This is a genomic window from Pseudomonas sp. PA1(2017) (assembly GCF_001945375.1).
Taxonomy (GTDB): domain Bacteria; phylum Pseudomonadota; class Gammaproteobacteria; order Pseudomonadales; family Pseudomonadaceae; genus Aquipseudomonas.
The window spans coordinates 3,220-21,907 of record NZ_MSXU01000005.1 but is presented as its reverse complement, the minus strand read 5'-3'; the positions used below and the strand labels follow the sequence as shown (position 1 = coordinate 21,907).

The following is an 18,688-nucleotide window of genomic DNA, read 5'->3' as shown; positions in this document are numbered from 1 at the left end:
CTCTTGGCAACCAGCCTCGTACATGCCGAAGACGTACAGAAAGACCACGGCCTGCAGCCGATGGACGAGCGCGGTTGCGTACTCGGCAATGCCGGCATGCAGGCGCCGACCTTGACGCTGATGGCCGCTGCCTACGGCGAGTCCGAGGCGCGCAAGGACATGGCGCTGGCGCAGATGAAACAGGCGCTGGAGGCCGGCTGTGCGGTCGACGAGCCGGACCAGATGGGGCTCTCGGCGCTCAATGGCGCCATCCTCTATGACGAGCCGGAACTGGTGGAGCTGTTGCTCGCCCACGGCGCCGATCCCAAGCGCAAGATCGTCAGCCCGAAGACCACGATCAACGGCCTCGACTCCTTCGCGTTTCTCGATCTGCTCGACAAGCGTGACGGCAAGCGCGATCGCAAGGCCATCCGCGCGCTGCTGGCGGCTCACCGCTAGCGTTTCGCTTGTAGCCGGGGCGTGATTGGCAGCGGTTGCGAATTCACCGCGGAACCATGTGGCGGGTAGGGCTATCTGTTGTAGGGATTTTTCATTGCCCTGACTAGGGCGTGTGCAGACTCCTTACCGATTCAGGGATGCCCATGCATAGACGTGACCTTCTCAAAGCCTCCATGATGCTGGCCGCCGCCAGTGGCCTGCCGGCCAGCCTGTTCAGCCTGCACAGCTTCGCCGAAACGGCGGACGGCGAGGCTGAACCCTTCGACTTCAAGCAACTGCAGGCGCGCGCCAAGAGCCTGGCCGGTCGGGCATACAAGAGCACCGCCGAAGTGCTGCCAGAGACTCTCGCCAAGCTGACGCCCCAGCAGTTCAACGCCATACAGTACGACCCGGCGCACTCGCTGTGGAACGAGCTGGGCGGCCAGTTGGACGTGCAGTTCTTCCACGTCGGCATGGGCTTTCGCCAGCCGGTGCGCATGCACGCCGTCGATCCCAAGAGCCGCCAGGCGCGCGAGGTGCATTTCCGCCCCGAGCTGTTCGAGTACGGCAAGAGTGGCGTGGACGTCGCGCAGCTCAAGGGCGACCTGGGCTTTGCCGGCCTGAAAGTGTTCAAGCAGCCGAACATCGCCAAGTACGACATCGTGTCGTTCCTTGGCGCTAGCTACTTCCGCGCGGTGGACAACACCGGCCAGTACGGCCTTTCGGCGCGCGGCCTGGCTGTCGACACCTTTACCGATACGCCGGAAGAATTCCCCGACTTCACCGAGTTCTGGTTCGAGACTCCGGACAAGGACGCCACCCGCTTCGTGCTCTACGCCCTGCTCGATTCGCCGAGCGCCACTGGCGCCTTCCGCTTCGATATCGACTGCCAGGAAAAGCAGGTGGTGATGGATATCGACGCCCATATCAATGCCCGCAAGACCATCAAGCAGCTCGGCATTTCGCCGATGACCAGCATGTTCTCCTGCGGTGGCCATGAGCGGCGCATGTGCGACTTCATCGCCACGGCGATCCACGACAGCGATCGCCTGTCCATGTGGCGCGGCAACGGCGAGTGGGTCTGCCGGCCGCTGAACAACCCGGAAAAACTGCAGTTCAACGCCTTCGCCGACACCAACCCGAAGGGCTTTGGCCTGGTGCAGTACGACCATGACTTCAAGTCCTACCAGGACACCGTGGTCTGGTACAGCCGTCGCCCGAGCCTGTGGGTCGAGCCGACCACCCAGTGGGGCGAGGGCAGCATCGACCTGCTGGAGATTCCCACCACCGGCGAAACCATGGACAACATCGTCTGCTTCTGGAATCCCAAGCAGCCGATCGAGCCCGGCACCTCGCTGAACTTCGGCTACAAGCTCTACTGGGCCGCGCTGCCGCCGGTCAAACCGACCCTGGCGCAGGTTCACGCCACCCGTTCCGGCATGGGCGGCTTCACCCTCGGCTGGGCGCCGGGCGAACACTGGCCGAAAGTGTGGGCGCGGCGCTTCGCCATCGATTTCGCGGGCGGCCCGCTGGCCAAAATGGATGCCAAGGCCCAGGTCGAGGTAGTGGTCGAGGCTTCCCACGGCGAGGCCAAGGATTTCAGCATCCTGGCGCTGTATCCGGAGGTGGAAGGTTTCCGTGCGCAGTTCGACTGGTTCCCCACCAGCGACAGCGTCGAGCCGGTGAACATGCGTGCTTACCTGCGCCGCGTCGACAACAAGGAAGTGCTCAGCGAAACCTGGCTTTACCAGTATTTCCCGCCGGCGCCGGCAGAACGCCGCTATCCGGACTGGAAGAGCGATTCCTGATGGCCTGACACGTGACAAGCGCCTCCTTTGGGCGGCGCTCTGCCCACGTTCCTGGCCGGGCTGATAGACTGGCGCACTTTTCCGAATTCCAAGAAGTGCGCCATGGCCCTGCCGTCCACGACCTACAAGATCGATCTCAACCTCACCGATATCGATCGCAACATCTACGAAAGCCTGCGTTTCACCGTGGCCCGTCATCCTTCGGAAACCGAGGAACGTCTGGCGGCACGGCTGATCGCCTATGCGCTGTTCTACCAGAAGAACCTGGCCTTCGGTCGCGGCCTGTCGGATGTCGACGAGCCGGCGTTGTGGGAAAAGAGCCTGGATGGTCGCGTGCTGCACTGGATCGAAGTCGGCCAGCCGGACAGCGAGCGCATCACCTGGTGCTCGCGGCGTACCGAGAAATTCAGTCTGGTGGCCTACGGCAACCTGCGCGTGTGGCAGACCAAGTGCCTGGACCCGGTGCGCAGCCTGAAGAACATCAACGTCGTCGCCCTTGGTCAGGAAGCCCTGGCCGAGCTGTCCCAGGATCTGCCCCGTTCGCTGAGCTGGAGCGTGATGATCAGCGACGGCGAGCTTTTCGTCACCGACGAGCGCGGCCAGCACGAGATTCCCGTGGAGTGGCTGGCCGGCGAGCGTGACCTGAGCAACTGATGCAAACCGGGCCCGGCAACGCCGGGCTTCGGCCCCGTGAAAAACCGCAAGAGTAGAAAACCCGTCCATGCGTATCGAGTCCCGCCCGCTTCCCGCCTCACTGCCCGACCTGGGCAACCTGCCGCCGTTGTTGACCCGCCTGTATGCCGCACGCGGGGTGCTGTCGGCAGTGGAACTGGAAAAGGGCCTGGCGCGGCTGATTCCGTTCAGCCAGCTCAAGGGCATCGATGCTGCCGTCGAGCTGTTGGTCGAAGGTTTGCGGCAACGCCAGCGCATGCTCATCGTCGGTGATTTCGACGCCGACGGCGCCACGGCGAGCACCGTCGGCCTGCTCGGCCTGCGCATGCTGGGCGCCGCCCACGTCGATTACCTGGTGCCCAATCGCTTCGAGTACGGCTACGGCCTGACCCCCGAGATCGTCGCCGTGGCGCTGAGCCGCGAGCCTGAATTGCTGATCACCGTCGACAACGGCATCTCCAGTATCGAGGGCGTGGCCGCGGCCAAGGCCGCCGGCCTCAAGGTGTTGGTCACAGACCATCACCTGCCGGGCCACGAGTTGCCGGCGGCCGATGCCGTCGTCAATCCCAACCAGCCGGGCTGCAGTTTCCCAAGCAAATCACTGGCCGGCGTCGGGGTGATCTTCTACGTGCTGTTGGCGCTGCGCGCGCGGCTGCGCGAACTGAACTGGTTCACCGCCGAGCGCCCCGAGCCGAACCTCGGCGAGCTGCTCGACTTGGTGGCCCTGGGCAGCGTCGCCGACGTGGTGCCGCTGGACGCCAACAACCGCATCCTGGTGCATCAGGGCCTGGCACGCATTCGCGCCGGCCGCGCGCGCCCTGGGTTACGTGCGCTGCTGGAAGTGGCTGGCAAGCAGCACGGGCGGATCACTTCGACCGACCTGGGCTTCATCCTCGGGCCGCGCCTGAATGCGGCGGGGCGCCTCGACGACATGAGCCTGGGCATCGAATGCCTGCTCTGCGAAGACGAAGCCCTGGCCCGCGACATGGCCGTGCAGCTCGACCAGCTCAACCAGGACCGCAAGGCCATCGAGCAGGGCATGCAGCGTGAGGCCCTGGCCCAGCTCAAGGACCTGCCGCTGGAAAACCTGCCGTTCGGCCTGTGCCTGTTCGAAGCGGACTGGCACCAGGGCGTGATCGGCATCCTCGCCTCGCGCCTGAAGGAGCGCTACCACCGCCCGACCATCGCCTTCGCCGATGCCGGGGAGGGCATGCTCAAGGGCTCGGCCCGCTCGGTGCCAGGCTTTCATGTCCGCGATGCGCTGGACGCCGTGGCCTCGCGCCATCCGGGGCTGATCAGCAAGTTCGGCGGCCACGCCATGGCCGCCGGCCTGTCGCTGCCTGCCGAGCATTTCGAGACGTTCGCCAAGGCTTTCGACGATGAAGTTCGCCGCCAGCTCTGCGAGGACGACCTGACCGGCCGGCTATTGTCCGATGGCGTGCTGAGCATCGACGAATTCAACCTGCCGCTGGCCCGCGAGCTGCGCAATGCCGGCCCCTGGGGCCAGCACTTCCCTGAGCCGCTGTTCCACGGTGCGTTTCAGCTGGTGCAGCAGCGCATCGTCGGTGAGCGTCACCTGAAGGTGGTGCTCAAGAGCGAATGCGGCAGCCTGCAACTCGATGGCATCGCCTTCGGCGTCGACCGTGAGGTGTGGCCCAACCCCACCGTGCGCTGGGTCGAACTGGCCTACAAACTCGACGTCAACGAGTTTCGTGGCCAGGAATCGGTGCAGTTGCTGATTTCTCATTTGGCGCCACGCTGATCGCTGCGTCACGCCCTCAACCGCTCTGCTGAACGTTGCTCACCGCACGATGGTCTATCGAGCGGTGTGGCACGGTCGTTCGCGCAATATTCTGAAGCAATCTGTAACCGACGACGGCCAGGCATCGCAGTAGATTCTTCTGTTCCCGAACTATTGGAGATCTCCATGAATACGCGCGGCTTGCTCGACCAACTGCTGAAGTCCGGGCAGGAATTGCTGCAACAGAAAACCGCTGGCAAATCCTCGTCCGGGCTTGGCGGTGCGCTGGGCGGCCTGCTCGGCGGCAACGCCGCTGGTGCCGGCAAGAGCGATAACGGCGGCATCGGCTCGATGCTCAAGGGAGCTGGCGGCGGCGCGGCCCTGGCCATGCTGCTGGGCAACAAACGAGTACGCAAGGTCGGTGGCAAGGTGGCGATCTATGGCGGCCTGGCCGCGCTCGGCGTGATCGCCTACAAGGCTTACGGCAACTGGCAGGCCAAGCAGGCGGGCGCGCCCAAGGGCGAGCCACAGACGATCGATCGTCTGCCGGCGCCCGAAGCGGAACTGCACAGCCAGAGCATCCTCAAGGCGCTGGTGGCGGCGGCCAAGGCCGATGGGCATGTCGACGAGCGCGAGCGCGAGCTGATCGAAGGCGAGTTCAGCAAGCTGGCCAGCGACAGTGAAACTCAGCGCTGGCTGCACGCCGAGCTGAACAAACCACTGGATCCGGCTGACGTGGCGCGCGCCGCCAGCACGCCGGAAATGGCGGCGGAAATGTACGTGGCCAGCGTGCTGATGGTCGACGAGGAACACTTCATGGAACGCGCCTACCTGGACGAACTGGCCCGCCACCTGAAGCTCGACCCCGCCCTCAAGGCCGAGCTCGAAGCCCAGGTCCGCCAGGACCTTCAGTAACCCCTTCGACCTGGCTGTCGGCGGCCTCTGGCCGTCCGGCAGCTGTCCCCATTCTCCCCCTTCATGTCCGGGCGCCTGTTCTACAGTAAATAGGCTCGGTCTCGCTTGCGCTGCACTCGCAACGCCCCTAGAGTCCGGCAGCATGAACTGCGGGCGCTGCCCTGCGGCTGGACAGGAATATCGGCAGATGGGGTTGAATGTGAAGAACTGGACAGTTCGCCAGCGTATCCAGGCAAGTTTTGCGGTCATCATCGCCATCATGTTGCTGATGGCTGCTGCGTCCTTCGAGCGCCTGCTCAAGGTCGAAGGCGGCGCTACTCGTCTGCTGGACGACGCCATGCCCGGCATGTTCCATATCACCCAGGTGCGCAGCGCCTGGACGGACATGTTCCACCAGACCATCGTCCAGGTCAGTCTGCGTGAGACGCACACGCTCAACGATGCTGACAGGCAACAGATCAAGGGCGCCAGCGACAAGCTGGTCAACTCGCTCGCCGATTACCGCGCCACCATCCGTGATGACAGCGATCGCAACGCCCTGGAGGCTTTCGAGCGCACCCGCGACCTGTTCGTCCAGCAGCAGACCGATGTCCTGAATCTCTACGATCAGGGGCGCCAGGCCGAGGCCGAGGCGCGCCTCAACGGTGAACTTACCGACACCTGGAACGAGGGCCGCACCCAGCTCACCGCGATGATCGAACTCAACCGCGACATGGCCTACAGCTCGGCCGGGGATATCGTTTCGGCGGTCAACCGCGCCGAATTGAGCATGGCAATCTCCGTGCTGCTGGCAATCGTCGCGGCGTTCGTCTGTGGTTATTTCCTGATGCAGGCGATCACCCGCCCGGTGCAGCAGGTGGTCGACACCCTGCAGACGTTGGCCAGTGGCGATCTGACCGCACGCCTTAATCTCGGTCGGCGCGACGAGTTCGGCGCCATCGAAACCGGCTTCAACGGCATGGCCGAGGAGATCAAGACCCTGGTCGCCCAGGCGCAGCGCTCGGCCGTGCAGGTCACCACCTCGGTCACCGAGATCGCCGCCACCTCCAAGCAGCAGCAGGCCACCGCTACCGAAACCGCGGCCACCACCACGGAAATCGGCGCCACGTCGCGGGAAATCGCCGCCACCTCCCGCGATCTGGTGCGCACCATGACCGAAGTGTCCGGCGCCGCCGAGCAGACTTCCACCCTGGCCGGTGCCGGGCAACTTGGCCTGGCGCGCATGGAAGACACCATGCACCAGGTGATGAGCGCCGCCGAGCTGGTCAACGCCAAGCTGGCGATCCTCAACGAGAAAGCCGGCAACATCAATCACGTGGTCACCACTATCGTCAAAGTCGCCGACCAGACCAACCTGCTGTCGCTCAATGCCGCCATCGAGGCCGAGAAGGCCGGTGAATACGGTCGCGGCTTCGCGGTGGTGGCCACCGAGGTGCGCCGTCTGGCCGATCAGACCGCCGTCGCTACGTACGACATCGAACAGATGGTGCGCGAGATCCAGTCGGCGGTATCCGCTGGCGTGATGGGCATGGACCGTTTTTCCGAAGAGGTTCGCCGCGGCATCGCCGAGGTCGGTCAGGTCGGCGAGCAGTTGGCGCAGATCATTCATCAGGTTCAGGCCCTCGCGCCGCGCGTGCTGATGGTCAATGAAGGCATGCAGGCGCAGTCCACCGGTGCCGAACAGATCAACCAGGCCCTGGTGCAGCTCAGCGAGGCTTCGTCGCAGACCGTCGAGTCGCTGCGCCAGGCCAGCGCTTCCATCGACGACCTCAACCTCGTGGCGAACGGTCTGCGCACCGGCGTCAGCCGCTTCAAGGTCTGAGCCGATGGCCGAGGTAGGCAGGCCTTCGCCGGGGCGACGTAGCCCGGGACAGCTGTTCCTGCTGTTCAGCATGGGCAGCGACCGCTATGCGCTGGACGTCCACGAAGTGGTCGAAGTGCTGCCGTTGCGTCGCTTCAAGCAGATTCCCGCTGCACCCGCCTGGGTTGCCGGGCTGGTCGTGTTTCGCGGCACGCCGGTGCCGGTGATCGATCTGACCGCTCAGGCGCTCGGCCAGCCCGCGGTGGTGCGTACCAGCACCCGGCTGGTGGTGGTGCATTACCAGCCGCAGGGCGATCAGCCGGCACGCTGGCTGGGCCTTATTCTCGAACAGGCCAGCGACACGCTGCGCAGCTCCGCCGAGGCCTTCGTGGACAGCGGCGTCAGCCTGCCGGATGCCCGCTATCTGGGGCCGGTGCTCAAGTCCGAGCAGGGCCTGGTGCAGTGGGTGCGGGTCGCTGACCTGCTCGACGAACCGATTCGCGACCTGCTTTACGCGGCAGTGGCGGAGGATGGTCGATGAGCGCGCGCTTCGAGCAGTTGCTGCATGGCTTGATAGGGCTGGATGCCGAATCCGTCGGCCAGGTGGTGATCGAGCGGGCGGTTCGCCAGCGGGTCGCGGCCCTCGGCTGCGCCAACGAGGATGTCTACTGGCTAAAAGTGCATAACTCCGCCAGCGAGCAACAGGCGCTGGTCGAAGCGGTGGTAGTGCCGGAAACCTGGTTCTTCCGCTATCCGGAATCTTTCGTCGCACTGGTCAACCTGGCCCGCGAGCGCAGCACGCAATTGGCCGGCGCCCGGCCGCTGCGCATCCTCAGCCTGCCGTGCTCGACTGGCGAGGAGCCTTATTCGATCGCCATGTCGCTGCTCGATGCCGGTTTGCCCGGCGACGGGTTTCGTATCGACGCCATGGACATCAGCGAGGTCAACCTGCAGCGCGCCGAACGGGCCCTGTATGGTCGCAATTCCTTCCGCGGTGATGACCTGAGCTTTCGCGACCGTCATTTCGCCGAGACTCCTGAAGGTTTCGAGCTGCGCAGCCAGGTGCGGCGCAAGGTGCGCCTGCTGGCCGGCAACCTCCTGGCACCCGGCCTTCTGGCAGGTGAAGCGCCCTATGATTTCGTGTTCTGCCGCAACCTGCTGATCTACTTCGACCGGCCCACGCAACACACGGTGGCCGGCGTGCTGCAGCGCCTGATGCGTGACGACGGCGCACTGTTCATCGGCCCGGCCGAAGCCAGCTTGTTCAGCCAAGTCGGCATGCAGGCGCTCAATATTCCGCTGGCTTTCGTGTTTCGCCGCCAGACACCGCGGCCGGCCAGCGCACCGGCTCAGGCCGTACCGAGCGTTACGGCGCGGACGCGACCTGCGCCCGTGGCGATGCCCGTCGCCAGGGCGCCGGCACCGGTGCGACGTACGCCGGCCGCGGTGCCTGCGCCTGCCACAGTAACCGCCGATACCGCGCTGGGTGAGATTGCCGCGCTCGCCAATGCCGGGCGCAGCGATGAAGCGCGCGCCGCCTGCGAACGTCACCTCGCCGCCCATGGGCCGACCGCCCAGGCGTTCTACTGGCTGGGGCTGCTCAGCGATGTGGCCGGGCGCAGCAGCGAGGCCCAGGATTATTACCGCAAGACCCTGTACCTGGAGCCGACCCACGCCGAGGCCCTGGCGCACCTGTCGGTGCTGCTCGCCGCCCGTGGCGACATGGCTGGCGCCAGGCGCCTGCAACAACGGGCAGGCCGTGGAGTGAGCCGTGATGAGCGATAGTCTGTTGCCGCTGAGCGATGCCGAACGCGACGCCGTCGACGACTGCTGGAACCGTATCGGCGTGCAGGGCGACAAGTCCTGCGAGCGGCTGGTCAAACACATTCACTGCCGCAACTGTGAAGTGCATGCCGAGCTGGCCACCCGGCTGCTCGACCGTTTTGCGCTGCAGCGCGACGACAGCCAGCTGGAGGAAGAGTGGGGCGAGCAGGACAGCGGCGAGCGCCGCTCGCTGCTGCTGTTTCGTCTCGGCGATGCCTGGCTGGCGTTACCAACCCGGGCGCTCAGCGAGGTGGCCGCCAGTACGCCGATTCATTCCCTGCCACACCAGCGCTCGCTGGGGCTGATCGGCGTGACCAACGTGCGCGGCGCCCTGGTGGCGTGCTTTTCCCTGGGCGAGATGCTAGGGCTCGATCCCGGCGAGGCGGTCAGCGAGCGCCGAGTGGTGCCGCGCATGCTGATCTTCAACCTGGCGGACGGGCCGGTGGTGATTCCAGTCGACGAGGTCGAGGGCATCGAAGCCATCGCGGTTGGCCAGATCGTCGAGTCCGGCGCCGGCAGCGTGCCGGTGGGCCGCCGGTTCGCGGCTGGCGTGTTGCAATGGAAGGGTCGTAGCGTGACCCTACTCGACGAGCAGATCGTGCAGCAGACCATCGCCAGGAGTCTCGGATGACGCCCGATCAGATGCGCGACGCATCGCTGCTGGAGCTGTTCAAGCTCGAGGCCGAAGCCCAGACCCAGGTGCTCAATAGCGGCCTGCTGGTGCTCGAACGCGACCCGCGGCATGCCGGCAGCCTGGAAGCCTGCATGCGCGCCGCCCACTCGCTCAAGGGCGCGGCACGTATCGTCGGCCTCGATGCCGGGGTCAAGGTCGCCCACGTCATGGAGGATTGCCTGGTCGAAGCCCAGGAGGGGCGCCTGCTGCTTAGCCCCGAGCATATCGATGCCTTGCTGCAGGGCGCCGATATTCTGCTCGGCCTCGGAACGCCGGCGCAGCCCGGAGCGGCCGACCCTGGCATAGATGCGCTGGTGGCGCGCCTGGGCGCGCTGGCGCGTGGGCTCCCTGTGCCGCCCTCGGCATCGGCACCGGCTCAGCCGGCCGTCACCGTCACGCAAGCCGTCGCGCCACCCGAGCAGTCTGTGATCCCGCCTGCCGTCGAGCCGCCGGTCGTACCGCCGGCAGTCCGGGCGGAGGCCAGCGAGCCGGCCAGCGAGGGGCGGGCGCGTATTCTCAGGGTCAGCGCCGAGCGGCTCGATCACCTCCTGGATATTTCCAGCAAATCCCTGGTGGAATTCCAGCGCATCAAGCCCCTGGGCGACAGCCTGCAGCGCCTGAAACGCCTGCAGGCCACCGCTCGCCGCGCTCTGGATGTCGCCCGCGAGGCATTGCCCAAGGGCGCGGTGGATGCCCAGGCCGAGGCCATGCTGCTGGAAACCCGCGAGGCCCTCGGCGAGTGCCAGCAATTGCTGGCCCAACACATGACCGATCTGGACGACTTCGGCTGGCAGGGCGGGCAGCGCGCCCAGTCCCTCTATGACGCCGCACTGGCCTCGCGCATGCGGCCATTTGCCGATGTGCTGGCCGGTCAGGAACGCATGTTGCGTGATCTGTCCCGATCCCTGGGCAAGCAGGTGCGTTTTGTAGTCGAGGGCGAGGGCACCCAGGTCGACCGCGATGTGCTGGAACGCCTGGAGGCACCGCTCACGCATCTGCTGCGCAACGCCCTGGACCATGGCATCGAAACGCCGGAGCGGCGTATGGCACAGGGCAAGCCTGCCGAAGGGCAGATCCTGATCCGCGCCCGACACCATGCTGGCATGCTCCTGCTGGAGCTGCGCGATGACGGCGGCGGTGTCGATCTCGAGAAGCTGCGCCGGGCGGTGATCGAGCGTGGCTTCGCCACCGAGCAGACCGGCGAGCAACTGACCGAGGAGGAGCTGCTGGCCTTCCTGTTCCTGCCTGGCTTCAGCATGCGCGACCAGGTTACCGAGGTATCCGGCCGCGGCGTCGGCCTGGACGCCGTGCAGCACATGGTGCGTCAGCTGCGTGGCGGCGTGCGCATGCAGCAGCGCCAGGGCGAGGGCTCGACTTTCCACCTCGAAGTGCCGCTGACCCTGTCGGTGGTGCGCAGCCTGGTGGTCGAGGTGGGCGGTGAGGCCTACGCGCTGCCGCTGGCGCATATCGAGCGGATGACCCGCCTGCAGGCCGAGGACATCGTGCAGCTCGAAGGCCGCCAGCATTTCTGGAGCGAAGGGCAGCACGTCGGCCTGATCGCGGCCAGCCAGATTCTCCAGCGCCCTGAAGGCAAGCCCAGCGACAACGGCATTCCGGTAGTGCTGATCCGCGACCGCGACAGCCTGTTCGGCCTAGTGGTCGAGCAGTTCCTCGGTGAGCGCACCCTGGTGGTGATGCCGCTCGATGCGCGCTTGGGCAAGGTGCAGGACGTCTCCGCCGGCGCCTTGCTGGACGACGGCACGCCGGTGCTGATCCTTGATGTCGAGGACATGCTGCACTCGGTGGCCAAGCTGCTGGGCAGCGGGCGCCTGGAGCGGGTCGACCGCAATGCCCGGCAACTGGCCGGCAGCAAACGCAAGCGTGTGCTGGTGGTCGACGATTCGCTGACCGTGCGTGAGCTGGAACGCAAGCTGCTGCTGTCGCGCGGCTACGACGTCGCCGTGGCGGTGGACGGCATGGATGGCTGGAACGCGCTACGCGCCGAGCACTTCGACCTGCTGATCACCGACATCGACATGCCGCGCATGGACGGCATCGAGCTGGTCACCCTGGTACGCCGAGACAGCCGCCTGCAATCGCTGCCGGTGATGGTGGTGTCCTACAAGGATCGAGAAGAAGACCGCCGGCGTGGCCTGGATGCCGGGGCCGACTATTATCTTGCCAAGGCCAGTTTCCATGACGAGGCGTTGCTTGACGCCGTGGTTGACCTGGTAGGGGAACCGCACGAATGAGGATCGGAATCGTCAATGACATGCCGCTGGCCGTCGAGGCCATGCGCCGTGCGCTCGCCCAGGAGCCGGCCCATCGTATCGTCTGGGTGGCGGGCGATGGTGCCGAAGGGGTGGCGTGCTGCCAGGCCGATCTGCCCGACCTGGTGCTGATGGACCTGCTGATGCCGGTCATGGACGGCGTCGAGGCGACGCGGCGGATCATGGCGCAGACCCCCTGTGCGGTGCTGATCGTTTCGGTGGACATCGAGCAGTACGTCAATCGCGTGTTCGAGGCCATGGGCCATGGTGCTCTGGATGCAGTCAACACGCCGTCATTGACCGGGCAGGGCAGCGATGCCACGGCGCTGCTGCGCAAGATCCACAATATCGGCTGGTTGATCGGCCAAAGCAGTGCCCGCAAGGCCAGCGTGTCGGCTGCGGCGCCCACGGCCTCTGCCGCGCGCCGGCTGGTGGCGATTGGCGCCTCGGCGGGCGGCCCGGCCGCGCTCGCTTCGCTGCTCAAGCAGCTGCCCCGGGATTTCAACGCCGCCGTGATGCTGGTGCAGCATGTCGACGAGGTGTTCGCCGCCGGTATGGCCGACTGGCTGGCCGGCGAGTCGGCCCTGCCGGTGCGCCTGGCCCGCGATGGCGAACAGCCGCAGCCGGGCCTGGTGCTGCTGGCCGGTACCAACAACCACATGCGCCTGCTGCGCAACGGCACGCTGACCTATACCGAGGAACCGCGCAGCTACGCCTACCGGCCCTCCATCGATGTGTTCTTCGACAGTGTCGTCGAGCACTGGACCGGAGAGGCCATCGGCGTTCTGCTCACCGGCATGGGCCGCGATGGCGCCCAGGGGCTCAAGAACATGCGCAGCCGCGGCTACACCACCATCGCCCAGAACCAGGCCAGCTGCGCCGTGTATGGCATGCCCAAGGCCGCCGCAGAACTGCAGGCGGCCGGGGAGATACTTGCGTTGGAGCGCATCGCACCACGTATCGTCGAGCTGTTTGGCTGATAGACTAACTGGCACCCACGCAGACCCGCCTTCAATTGGTCCGGAGACCCACATGCAAGCCCCACCCCATTCCATGGAAGAATTCGGCTCACGCAAGGATGGCGCGGTCATGGTGTTGCTGGTCGACGACCAGGCGATGATCGGCGAAGCGGTGCGGCGCGAACTGCTGGGCGAAGAGGGTATCGACTTTCATTATTGCTCCGACCCGACCCAGGCCATCGCGGTGGCCGAGCAGTTGCGGCCAACGGTGATTCTGCAGGATCTGGTGATGCCCGGTGTCGACGGCATTACCCTGCTCGGCGAGTACCGGGCGCGGCCAGCGTTGCGCGATGTGCCAATCATCGTGCTGTCCACCAAGGACGATGCCACGGTGAAGAGCTCGGCGTTCGCCGCCGGTGCCAACGATTACCTGGTCAAGCTGCCCGATACCATCGAGCTCGTAGCGCGCATTCGCTACCACTCGCGCTCTTACATGGCCCTGCAGCAGCGTGACGAGGCCTATCGCGCTCTGCGTGAGAGTCAACAGCAGTTGCTGGAAACCAATCTGGTGCTGCAGCGGCTGATGAACTCCGACGGTCTTACCGGGCTGTCCAATCGTCGCCACTTCGACGAGTACCTGGAAATGGAATGGCGCCGGGCGACCCGCGAGCAGACCGCGTTGTCGTTGCTGATGATCGATGTCGACTTCTTCAAGAGCTTCAACGACCGCTTCGGTCACGTCGCCGGCGACGATGCATTGCGTCGCGTAGCGGCCGCACTGCGTAGCAGCTGCAGCCGTTCCACCGACCTGGCGGCGCGCTATGGCGGCGAAGAGTTCGCCATGGTGCTGCCCGGCACCTCGGCCGGTGGCGCACGGCTGCTGGCGGAAAAGGTACGCCGCGCGGTGACCGACCTCGGTATTCCCCACGACAAACCCGAGCCGGGCTCGGTGCTGACCGCCAGCATCGGCGTCGCCACGCTGGTGCCGCGGGTCGGCCAGACCTCTCTGCAACTGGTCAACATCGCTGACCAGGGCCTGTACATGGCCAAGCAGGCCGGCCGCGATCAGGTCGGCCTGGTCAACGACACCAGCGCGCTGTCCTGAATCATTGCGGGTCGCCATCGGCCGCCGGGGCCTCGCCGTGCAGCGTGACCCGGCCGCGACCGGTCTGCTTGGCGCGATAGAGGGCCTGGTCGGCCAACTCCACCACCTGCTCGAGGCTGCTGGCGTCCTGCGGCCATAGCGCGCCACCGATGCTGCAGCCAATCAGCAGCTGCTGGTTTTCCCAGTGAATCGGCCCTGCCAGTGCCTGGATCGTCCGCTCGGCGACTTGCCGGGCCTGGTTGGCGGCATCATCGGCGGCGACTTGCAGGATCATCAGAAATTCGTCACCGCCCAGACGCACCACCAGATCGCCGCCGCGCAGGCAGGCGCGCATGCGTGATGCGGCCTCGCGCAGCACCTGGTCACCCGCGGCGTGGCCATAGCGGTCGTTGACCGGTTTGAAGCCATCGAGGTCCAGATAGAGCACTGCCAGGCCGTCTTGCGAGCCCTGATTACGCTGTTGTGCCCGGGGCAGAAACCTGGCCAGTGCAGCCCGGTTCGGCAGGCCGGTCAGCGGGTCGTGGTGGGCGCGGTTTTCCAGAGCGTCGAGTTCGGCGTGCTGGTGGGTGAGGCTTTCCACCAAATGGCGGATCGAATGGCTGAGGCGGGCAATCTCCCGGGGGCTGCCGATTTCCGGGATCACGGTGATTTCGCCATTGGCCAGGCGATCCGCCGCGCGGGCGATGGTGCGCAGCGGGCGGGTCACGTAGCTGGCCAGCAGCCAGCCGCAGGCGGCGAACAGCACGGCCAGCACCACGCCCCAGCCAAGAATGGTGAGGTGCATGGCCCGCACCGGCGCATCGGCCAGTTGCAGATACTGACGGGCCACCACCATCCAGCCCAGGCCCGGGTAGTCGAGGTAGCCCTGGCTCGCCGTCAGGCCGGTGAGGTACTCCTGGCCATCGGGCCATTGCTGCACGGCCCATTCGCTCTGTTGGTCGGCCAGCTCGTTCATCATCGGCAGGTGCAGGCGCTGGCCGACCATCTCGCGCGGGCCGAGCAGGATGGTGCGGTCGCGGCCAACCACGAAGAACTCGATCTGGCGGTTCTCCTCGATGGGCTTGAGGATCGCCTCGCGCACCTCGTCGGCCCATGACCACGACAGGTGCGAAGCGAGCACGCCGATCAGGCGACCTGCGTCGTCGCGCACCGGCAGGCTGATGTCGACGAACTTCATCGCCTCGCCGGTGGGGTTGGGCAGTAGCTTGGCCAGCAGCACCGCCTCGTGCACGTCGCCGATGAACAGGCCCTTGATGCCCTCCAGAAAAACCGGGCGCTGGGCGATGCTGGCGCCTTCGAGAATGCCGTTGCTGGAAGCCAGTACCTGGCCCTGGGCATCGGTGAAGCCGATCCAGGCGATGGTCGGGAACTTGCGCTGCAGCTCGTCGAGCAGCCGGCGCACTTCTCGGCTGTCAGCCGGTTGGCGCAGGGCGTCGAGGCTGCCGATCACCTGCAGCATGCTGGCGCGGCTCTGCATGTCGCGATCCAGGCGGTCGACCATGGTGTAGGACGATTCGGCCAGGTCGCGGCCGATTTCCTCGCGGATACGCTGGCTCGAATCGCGGCTGATCAGGCTGCCGAGCAGCAGGCTGAGCAGGCAGACCAGCGCCACGGTGAGCAGGGCATAGTGGCTACGCAGGCTTTGGATGCGGAGCATGGTGGTTGGGGATCCTTGGCGCGATGGCGGACGGCTCGTTCGAGTATAGAAGGGGCATTGGTCCACGGATGGCCGATCGCCTAACATGCTGCCAGAGTAGCCCGAGTCGGGTATACTCCGCGGCTTTTCCGAAGTTTTACCTGCGAGTGCCGCCAGCCATGGAAATCAACCCGATCCTGAACAGCATCAAGGACCTGTCCGAGCGCACCCAGACTATTCGGGGGTATCTTTGACTACGATCACAAGCATGATCGTCTCGTCGAAGTAAACCGCGAACTCGAAGACCCGAACGTCTGGAACAAGCCCGAATATGCGCAGAGCCTGGGCCGTGAACGTGCCACCCTGGCGCAGATCGTCGAAACCATCGACGACCTGACCGGTAGCCTGGCCGACTCGCGCGACCTGCTGGACATGGCCGTCGAAGAAGACGACCAGGGCGCCGTCGACGACGTGGCCGCTGAAATCGAGCGCCTGCGCGAAATCCTCGAGAAACTCGAGTTCCGCCGCATGTTCAGCCACGAGATGGACCCCAACAACTGCTATCTGGATATCCAGGCCGGCTCCGGCGGTACCGAGGCCCAGGACTGGGCCAACATCCTGCTGCGCATGTACCTGCGCTGGGCCGACAAGCGCGGCTTCAATGCCGAGATCGTCGAGCTGTCCGAAGGTGAGGTCGCCGGTATCAAGGGCGCCACCGTGCATATCAAGGGCGAGTACGCCTTCGGCTGGTTGCGTACCGAGATCGGTGTGCACCGTCTGGTCCGCAAGAGCCCGTTCGATTCCGGCGCCCGTCGCCACACCTCGTTCTCGGCGGTGTTCGTGTCGCCGGAAATCGACGACAAGGTGGAGATCGAAATCAACCCGGCCGATCTGCGCGTCGACACCTACCGCTCCTCCGGCGCTGGTGGTCAGCACGTCAACACCACCGACTCGGCGGTGCGTATCACCCACGTGCCGACCAACACCGTGGTGGCCTGCCAGAACGAACGCTCCCAGCACGCCAACAAGGACACCGCCATGAAGATGCTGCGGGCCAAGTTGTACGAGCTGGAGATGCAGAAGCGCAACGCCGCTTCCCAGGCGCTGGAAGACAGCAAGTCGGATATCGGCTGGGGCCATCAGATCCGTTCCTACGTGCTCGACGACTCGCGCATCAAGGATTTGCGTACCGGCGTCGAGCGTAGCGATTGCCAGAAAGTGCTCGACGGCGACCTCGACGGTTACCTCGAAGCCAGCCTCAAACAGGGCCTTTGATCCCGCACTCCATGTGGGGCGCTGCTGCCGGTGAGCAGCGGTGTCCTGCGGATTCCCCATCGATTAGTGATTAGACGCCAGGCAGATAGACGACCATGAGCGACCAACAGCCCGACCAGCACGAACTGCAACAGGAAGAAAACAAGCTGATTGCCCAGCGCAAGGAAAAGCTTGCTGCCATCCGTGAGCAGGGCGGTGCCTTCCCGAACGACTTCCGCCGCGAGAACCTCTGCGCCGACCTGCAGAAACAGTACGTGGACAAAACCAAGGAAGAGCTGGAAGCGGCTGCCATTGCGGTCAAGGTCGCCGGGCGCATCATGCTCAACCGTGGCGCGTTCATGGTCATCCAGGACATGACCGGGCGCATTCAGGTCTACGTCAACCGCAAGACCCTGCCCGAAGAAACCCTGGCTCAGATCAAGACCTGGGACATGGGCGACATCATCGCCGCCGAAGGCACCCTGGCGCGCAGCGGCAAGGGCGACCTGTACGTCGAGATGACCCATGTGCGCCTGCTGACCAAGTCGCTGCGCCCGCTGCCGGACAAGCACCACGGCCTGACCGACACCGAGCAGCGCTACCGTCAGCGCTACGTCGACCTGATCGTTAATGAAGAGGTGCGCGACACCTTCCGCGTGCGTTCCCAGGTCATCGCCCACATCCGCCGTTTCCTCGCCGAGCGCGACTTCCTGGAAGTGGAAACGCCGATGCTGCAGACCATTCCCGGTGGTGCCGCGGCCAAACCGTTCGAAACCCACCACAATGCCCTGGACATGGCCATGTTCCTGCGCATCGCGCCGGAGCTGTACCTCAAGCGCCTGGTGGTTGGCGGCTTCGAAAAAGTCTTCGAGATCAACCGTAACTTCCGTAACGAAGGGGTTTCGACCCGGCACAACCCCGAGTTCACCATGCTCGAGTTCTACCAGGCCTACGCCGACTACGAAGACAACATGGACCTGACCGAGGAGCTGTTCCGCGAGCTGGCCCAGACCGTTCTCGGCAGCACCGACGTGCCTTACGGCGACAAGGTGTTCCACTTTGGCGAGCCATTCGTGCGCCTGTCGGTGTTCGACTCGATCCTCAAGTACAACCCGGAAATCACTGCCGCCGATCTGCAGGATCTGGACAAGGCCCGCGCCATCGCCAAGAAAGCTGGCGCCAAGGTGCTCGGCTTCGAAGGCCTCGGCAAGCTGCAGGTGATGATTTTCGAGGAGTTGGTCGAGCACAAGCTGGAGCAGCCGCACTTCATCACCCGTTACCCGTTCGAAGTCTCGCCGCTGGCCCGTCGCAGCGACGACGACCCGAGCGTCACCGACCGCTTCGAGCTGTTCATCGGTGGCCGCGAGATCGCCAACGCCTACTCCGAGCTCAATGACGCCGAAGACCAGGCCGCGCGCTTCCTGCAGCAGGTGGCCGACAAGGACGCCGGTGACGACGAAGCCATGCATTTCGACGCCGACTTCGTACGCGCCCTCGAATACGGCATGCCGCCGACCGCGGGCGAGGGCATCGGCATCGACCGTCTGGTGATGCTGCTGACCAATTCGCCGTCGATTCGCGACGTGATTCTATTCCCGCATATGCGCCCGGAA

General features: G+C 65.4%; 15 protein-coding genes. 14 read left to right on the top strand and 1 reads right to left on the bottom strand.

Features of this window, described 5'->3' with window-relative positions; genetic code table 11:
• Positions 1 to 3 precede the first annotated feature (3 nt).
• The 12 genes from BVH01_RS06730 (at position 4) to BVH01_RS06675 (ending at position 14,185) form a co-directional block, all read left to right on the top strand.
• Entirely contained in the window at positions 4 to 438 is a 435-nt protein-coding gene (locus BVH01_RS06730; protein WP_168177265.1) for a hypothetical protein, read from the top strand.
• A 143-nt stretch (positions 439 to 581) separates the two neighbouring features.
• A complete protein-coding gene (locus tag BVH01_RS06725; RefSeq protein ID WP_075929638.1) occupies positions 582 to 2,225 on the top strand; it encodes a glucan biosynthesis protein D in 1,644 nt (547 codons plus the stop codon).
• Positions 2,226 to 2,327: 102 nt separating this feature from the next.
• Positions 2,328 to 2,879, top strand: coding sequence for a YaeQ family protein (locus BVH01_RS06720; RefSeq protein WP_075929598.1), 552 nt, complete (start codon positions 2,328 to 2,330; stop codon positions 2,877 to 2,879).
• A gap of 67 nt (positions 2,880 to 2,946) precedes the next feature.
• Positions 2,947 to 4,659 carry a single-stranded-DNA-specific exonuclease RecJ gene (recJ, locus tag BVH01_RS06715; protein ID WP_075929597.1) on the top strand — a complete coding sequence of 571 codons (1,713 nt, stop codon included), beginning with the start codon at positions 2,947 to 2,949 and terminating at the stop codon, positions 4,657 to 4,659.
• A 165-nt stretch (positions 4,660 to 4,824) separates the two neighbouring features.
• Positions 4,825 to 5,553, top strand: coding sequence for a tellurite resistance TerB family protein (locus tag BVH01_RS06710; RefSeq protein WP_075929596.1), 729 nt, complete (start codon positions 4,825 to 4,827; stop codon positions 5,551 to 5,553).
• A 199-nt stretch (positions 5,554 to 5,752) separates the two neighbouring features.
• Entirely contained in the window at positions 5,753 to 7,375 is a 1,623-nt protein-coding gene (locus BVH01_RS06705) for a methyl-accepting chemotaxis protein (RefSeq protein ID WP_075929637.1), read from the top strand.
• Between the two features lie 4 nt (positions 7,376 to 7,379).
• On the top strand, positions 7,380 to 7,895 hold the full coding sequence (locus BVH01_RS06700; RefSeq protein WP_075929595.1) for a chemotaxis protein CheW: 516 nt from the start codon (positions 7,380 to 7,382) through the stop codon (positions 7,893 to 7,895).
• Positions 7,892 to 9,139, top strand: a complete 1,248-nt coding sequence (locus BVH01_RS06695) for a protein-glutamate O-methyltransferase CheR (protein WP_075929594.1) — start codon at positions 7,892 to 7,894, stop codon at positions 9,137 to 9,139. The genes BVH01_RS06700 and BVH01_RS06695 overlap by 4 nt, the downstream gene beginning before the upstream one ends.
• Positions 9,129 to 9,809: a chemotaxis protein CheW gene (locus BVH01_RS06690; protein WP_075929593.1), complete on the top strand. Its 681-nt coding sequence runs from the start codon at positions 9,129 to 9,131 to the stop codon at positions 9,807 to 9,809. Before BVH01_RS06695 ends, BVH01_RS06690 begins: the two co-directional genes overlap by 11 nt.
• Positions 9,806 to 12,103, top strand: a complete 2,298-nt coding sequence (locus BVH01_RS06685; protein ID WP_075929592.1) for a hybrid sensor histidine kinase/response regulator — start codon at positions 9,806 to 9,808, stop codon at positions 12,101 to 12,103. Before BVH01_RS06690 ends, BVH01_RS06685 begins: the two co-directional genes overlap by 4 nt.
• The gene (locus BVH01_RS06680; RefSeq protein ID WP_075929591.1) at positions 12,100 to 13,101 is read left to right on the top strand and encodes a chemotaxis response regulator protein-glutamate methylesterase; all 1,002 of its coding nucleotides are present in this window, start codon (positions 12,100 to 12,102) and stop codon (positions 13,099 to 13,101) included. The genes BVH01_RS06685 and BVH01_RS06680 overlap by 4 nt, the downstream gene beginning before the upstream one ends.
• A gap of 52 nt (positions 13,102 to 13,153) precedes the next feature.
• Positions 13,154 to 14,185, top strand: a complete 1,032-nt coding sequence (locus BVH01_RS06675) for a diguanylate cyclase (protein ID WP_075929590.1) — start codon at positions 13,154 to 13,156, stop codon at positions 14,183 to 14,185.
• A gap of 1 nt (position 14,186) precedes the next feature.
• Here the strand turns inward: BVH01_RS06675 and BVH01_RS06670 are convergent, their stop codons facing one another.
• Complete coding sequence (locus tag BVH01_RS06670) at positions 14,187 to 15,842, bottom strand: GGDEF domain-containing protein (protein WP_075929589.1); 1,656 nt, start codon at positions 15,840 to 15,842, stop codon at positions 14,187 to 14,189.
• Positions 15,843 to 16,000: 158 nt separating this feature from the next.
• Here BVH01_RS06670 and prfB point away from each other — a divergent pair.
• Positions 16,001 to 17,096, top strand: a protein-coding gene (gene prfB / locus BVH01_RS06665) for a peptide chain release factor 2 (RefSeq protein ID WP_139315535.1) whose coding sequence is annotated in 2 segments (ribosomal slippage) — positions 16,001 to 16,072 and positions 16,074 to 17,096 — 1,095 coding nt in all. Because the reading frame shifts where the segments join, the coding sequence is not laid out codon by codon here.
• Between the two features lie 95 nt (positions 17,097 to 17,191).
• A partial coding sequence (lysS, locus tag BVH01_RS06660; protein WP_075929636.1) for a lysine--tRNA ligase occupies positions 17,192 to 18,688 on the top strand: 1,497 nt, incomplete at its 3' end.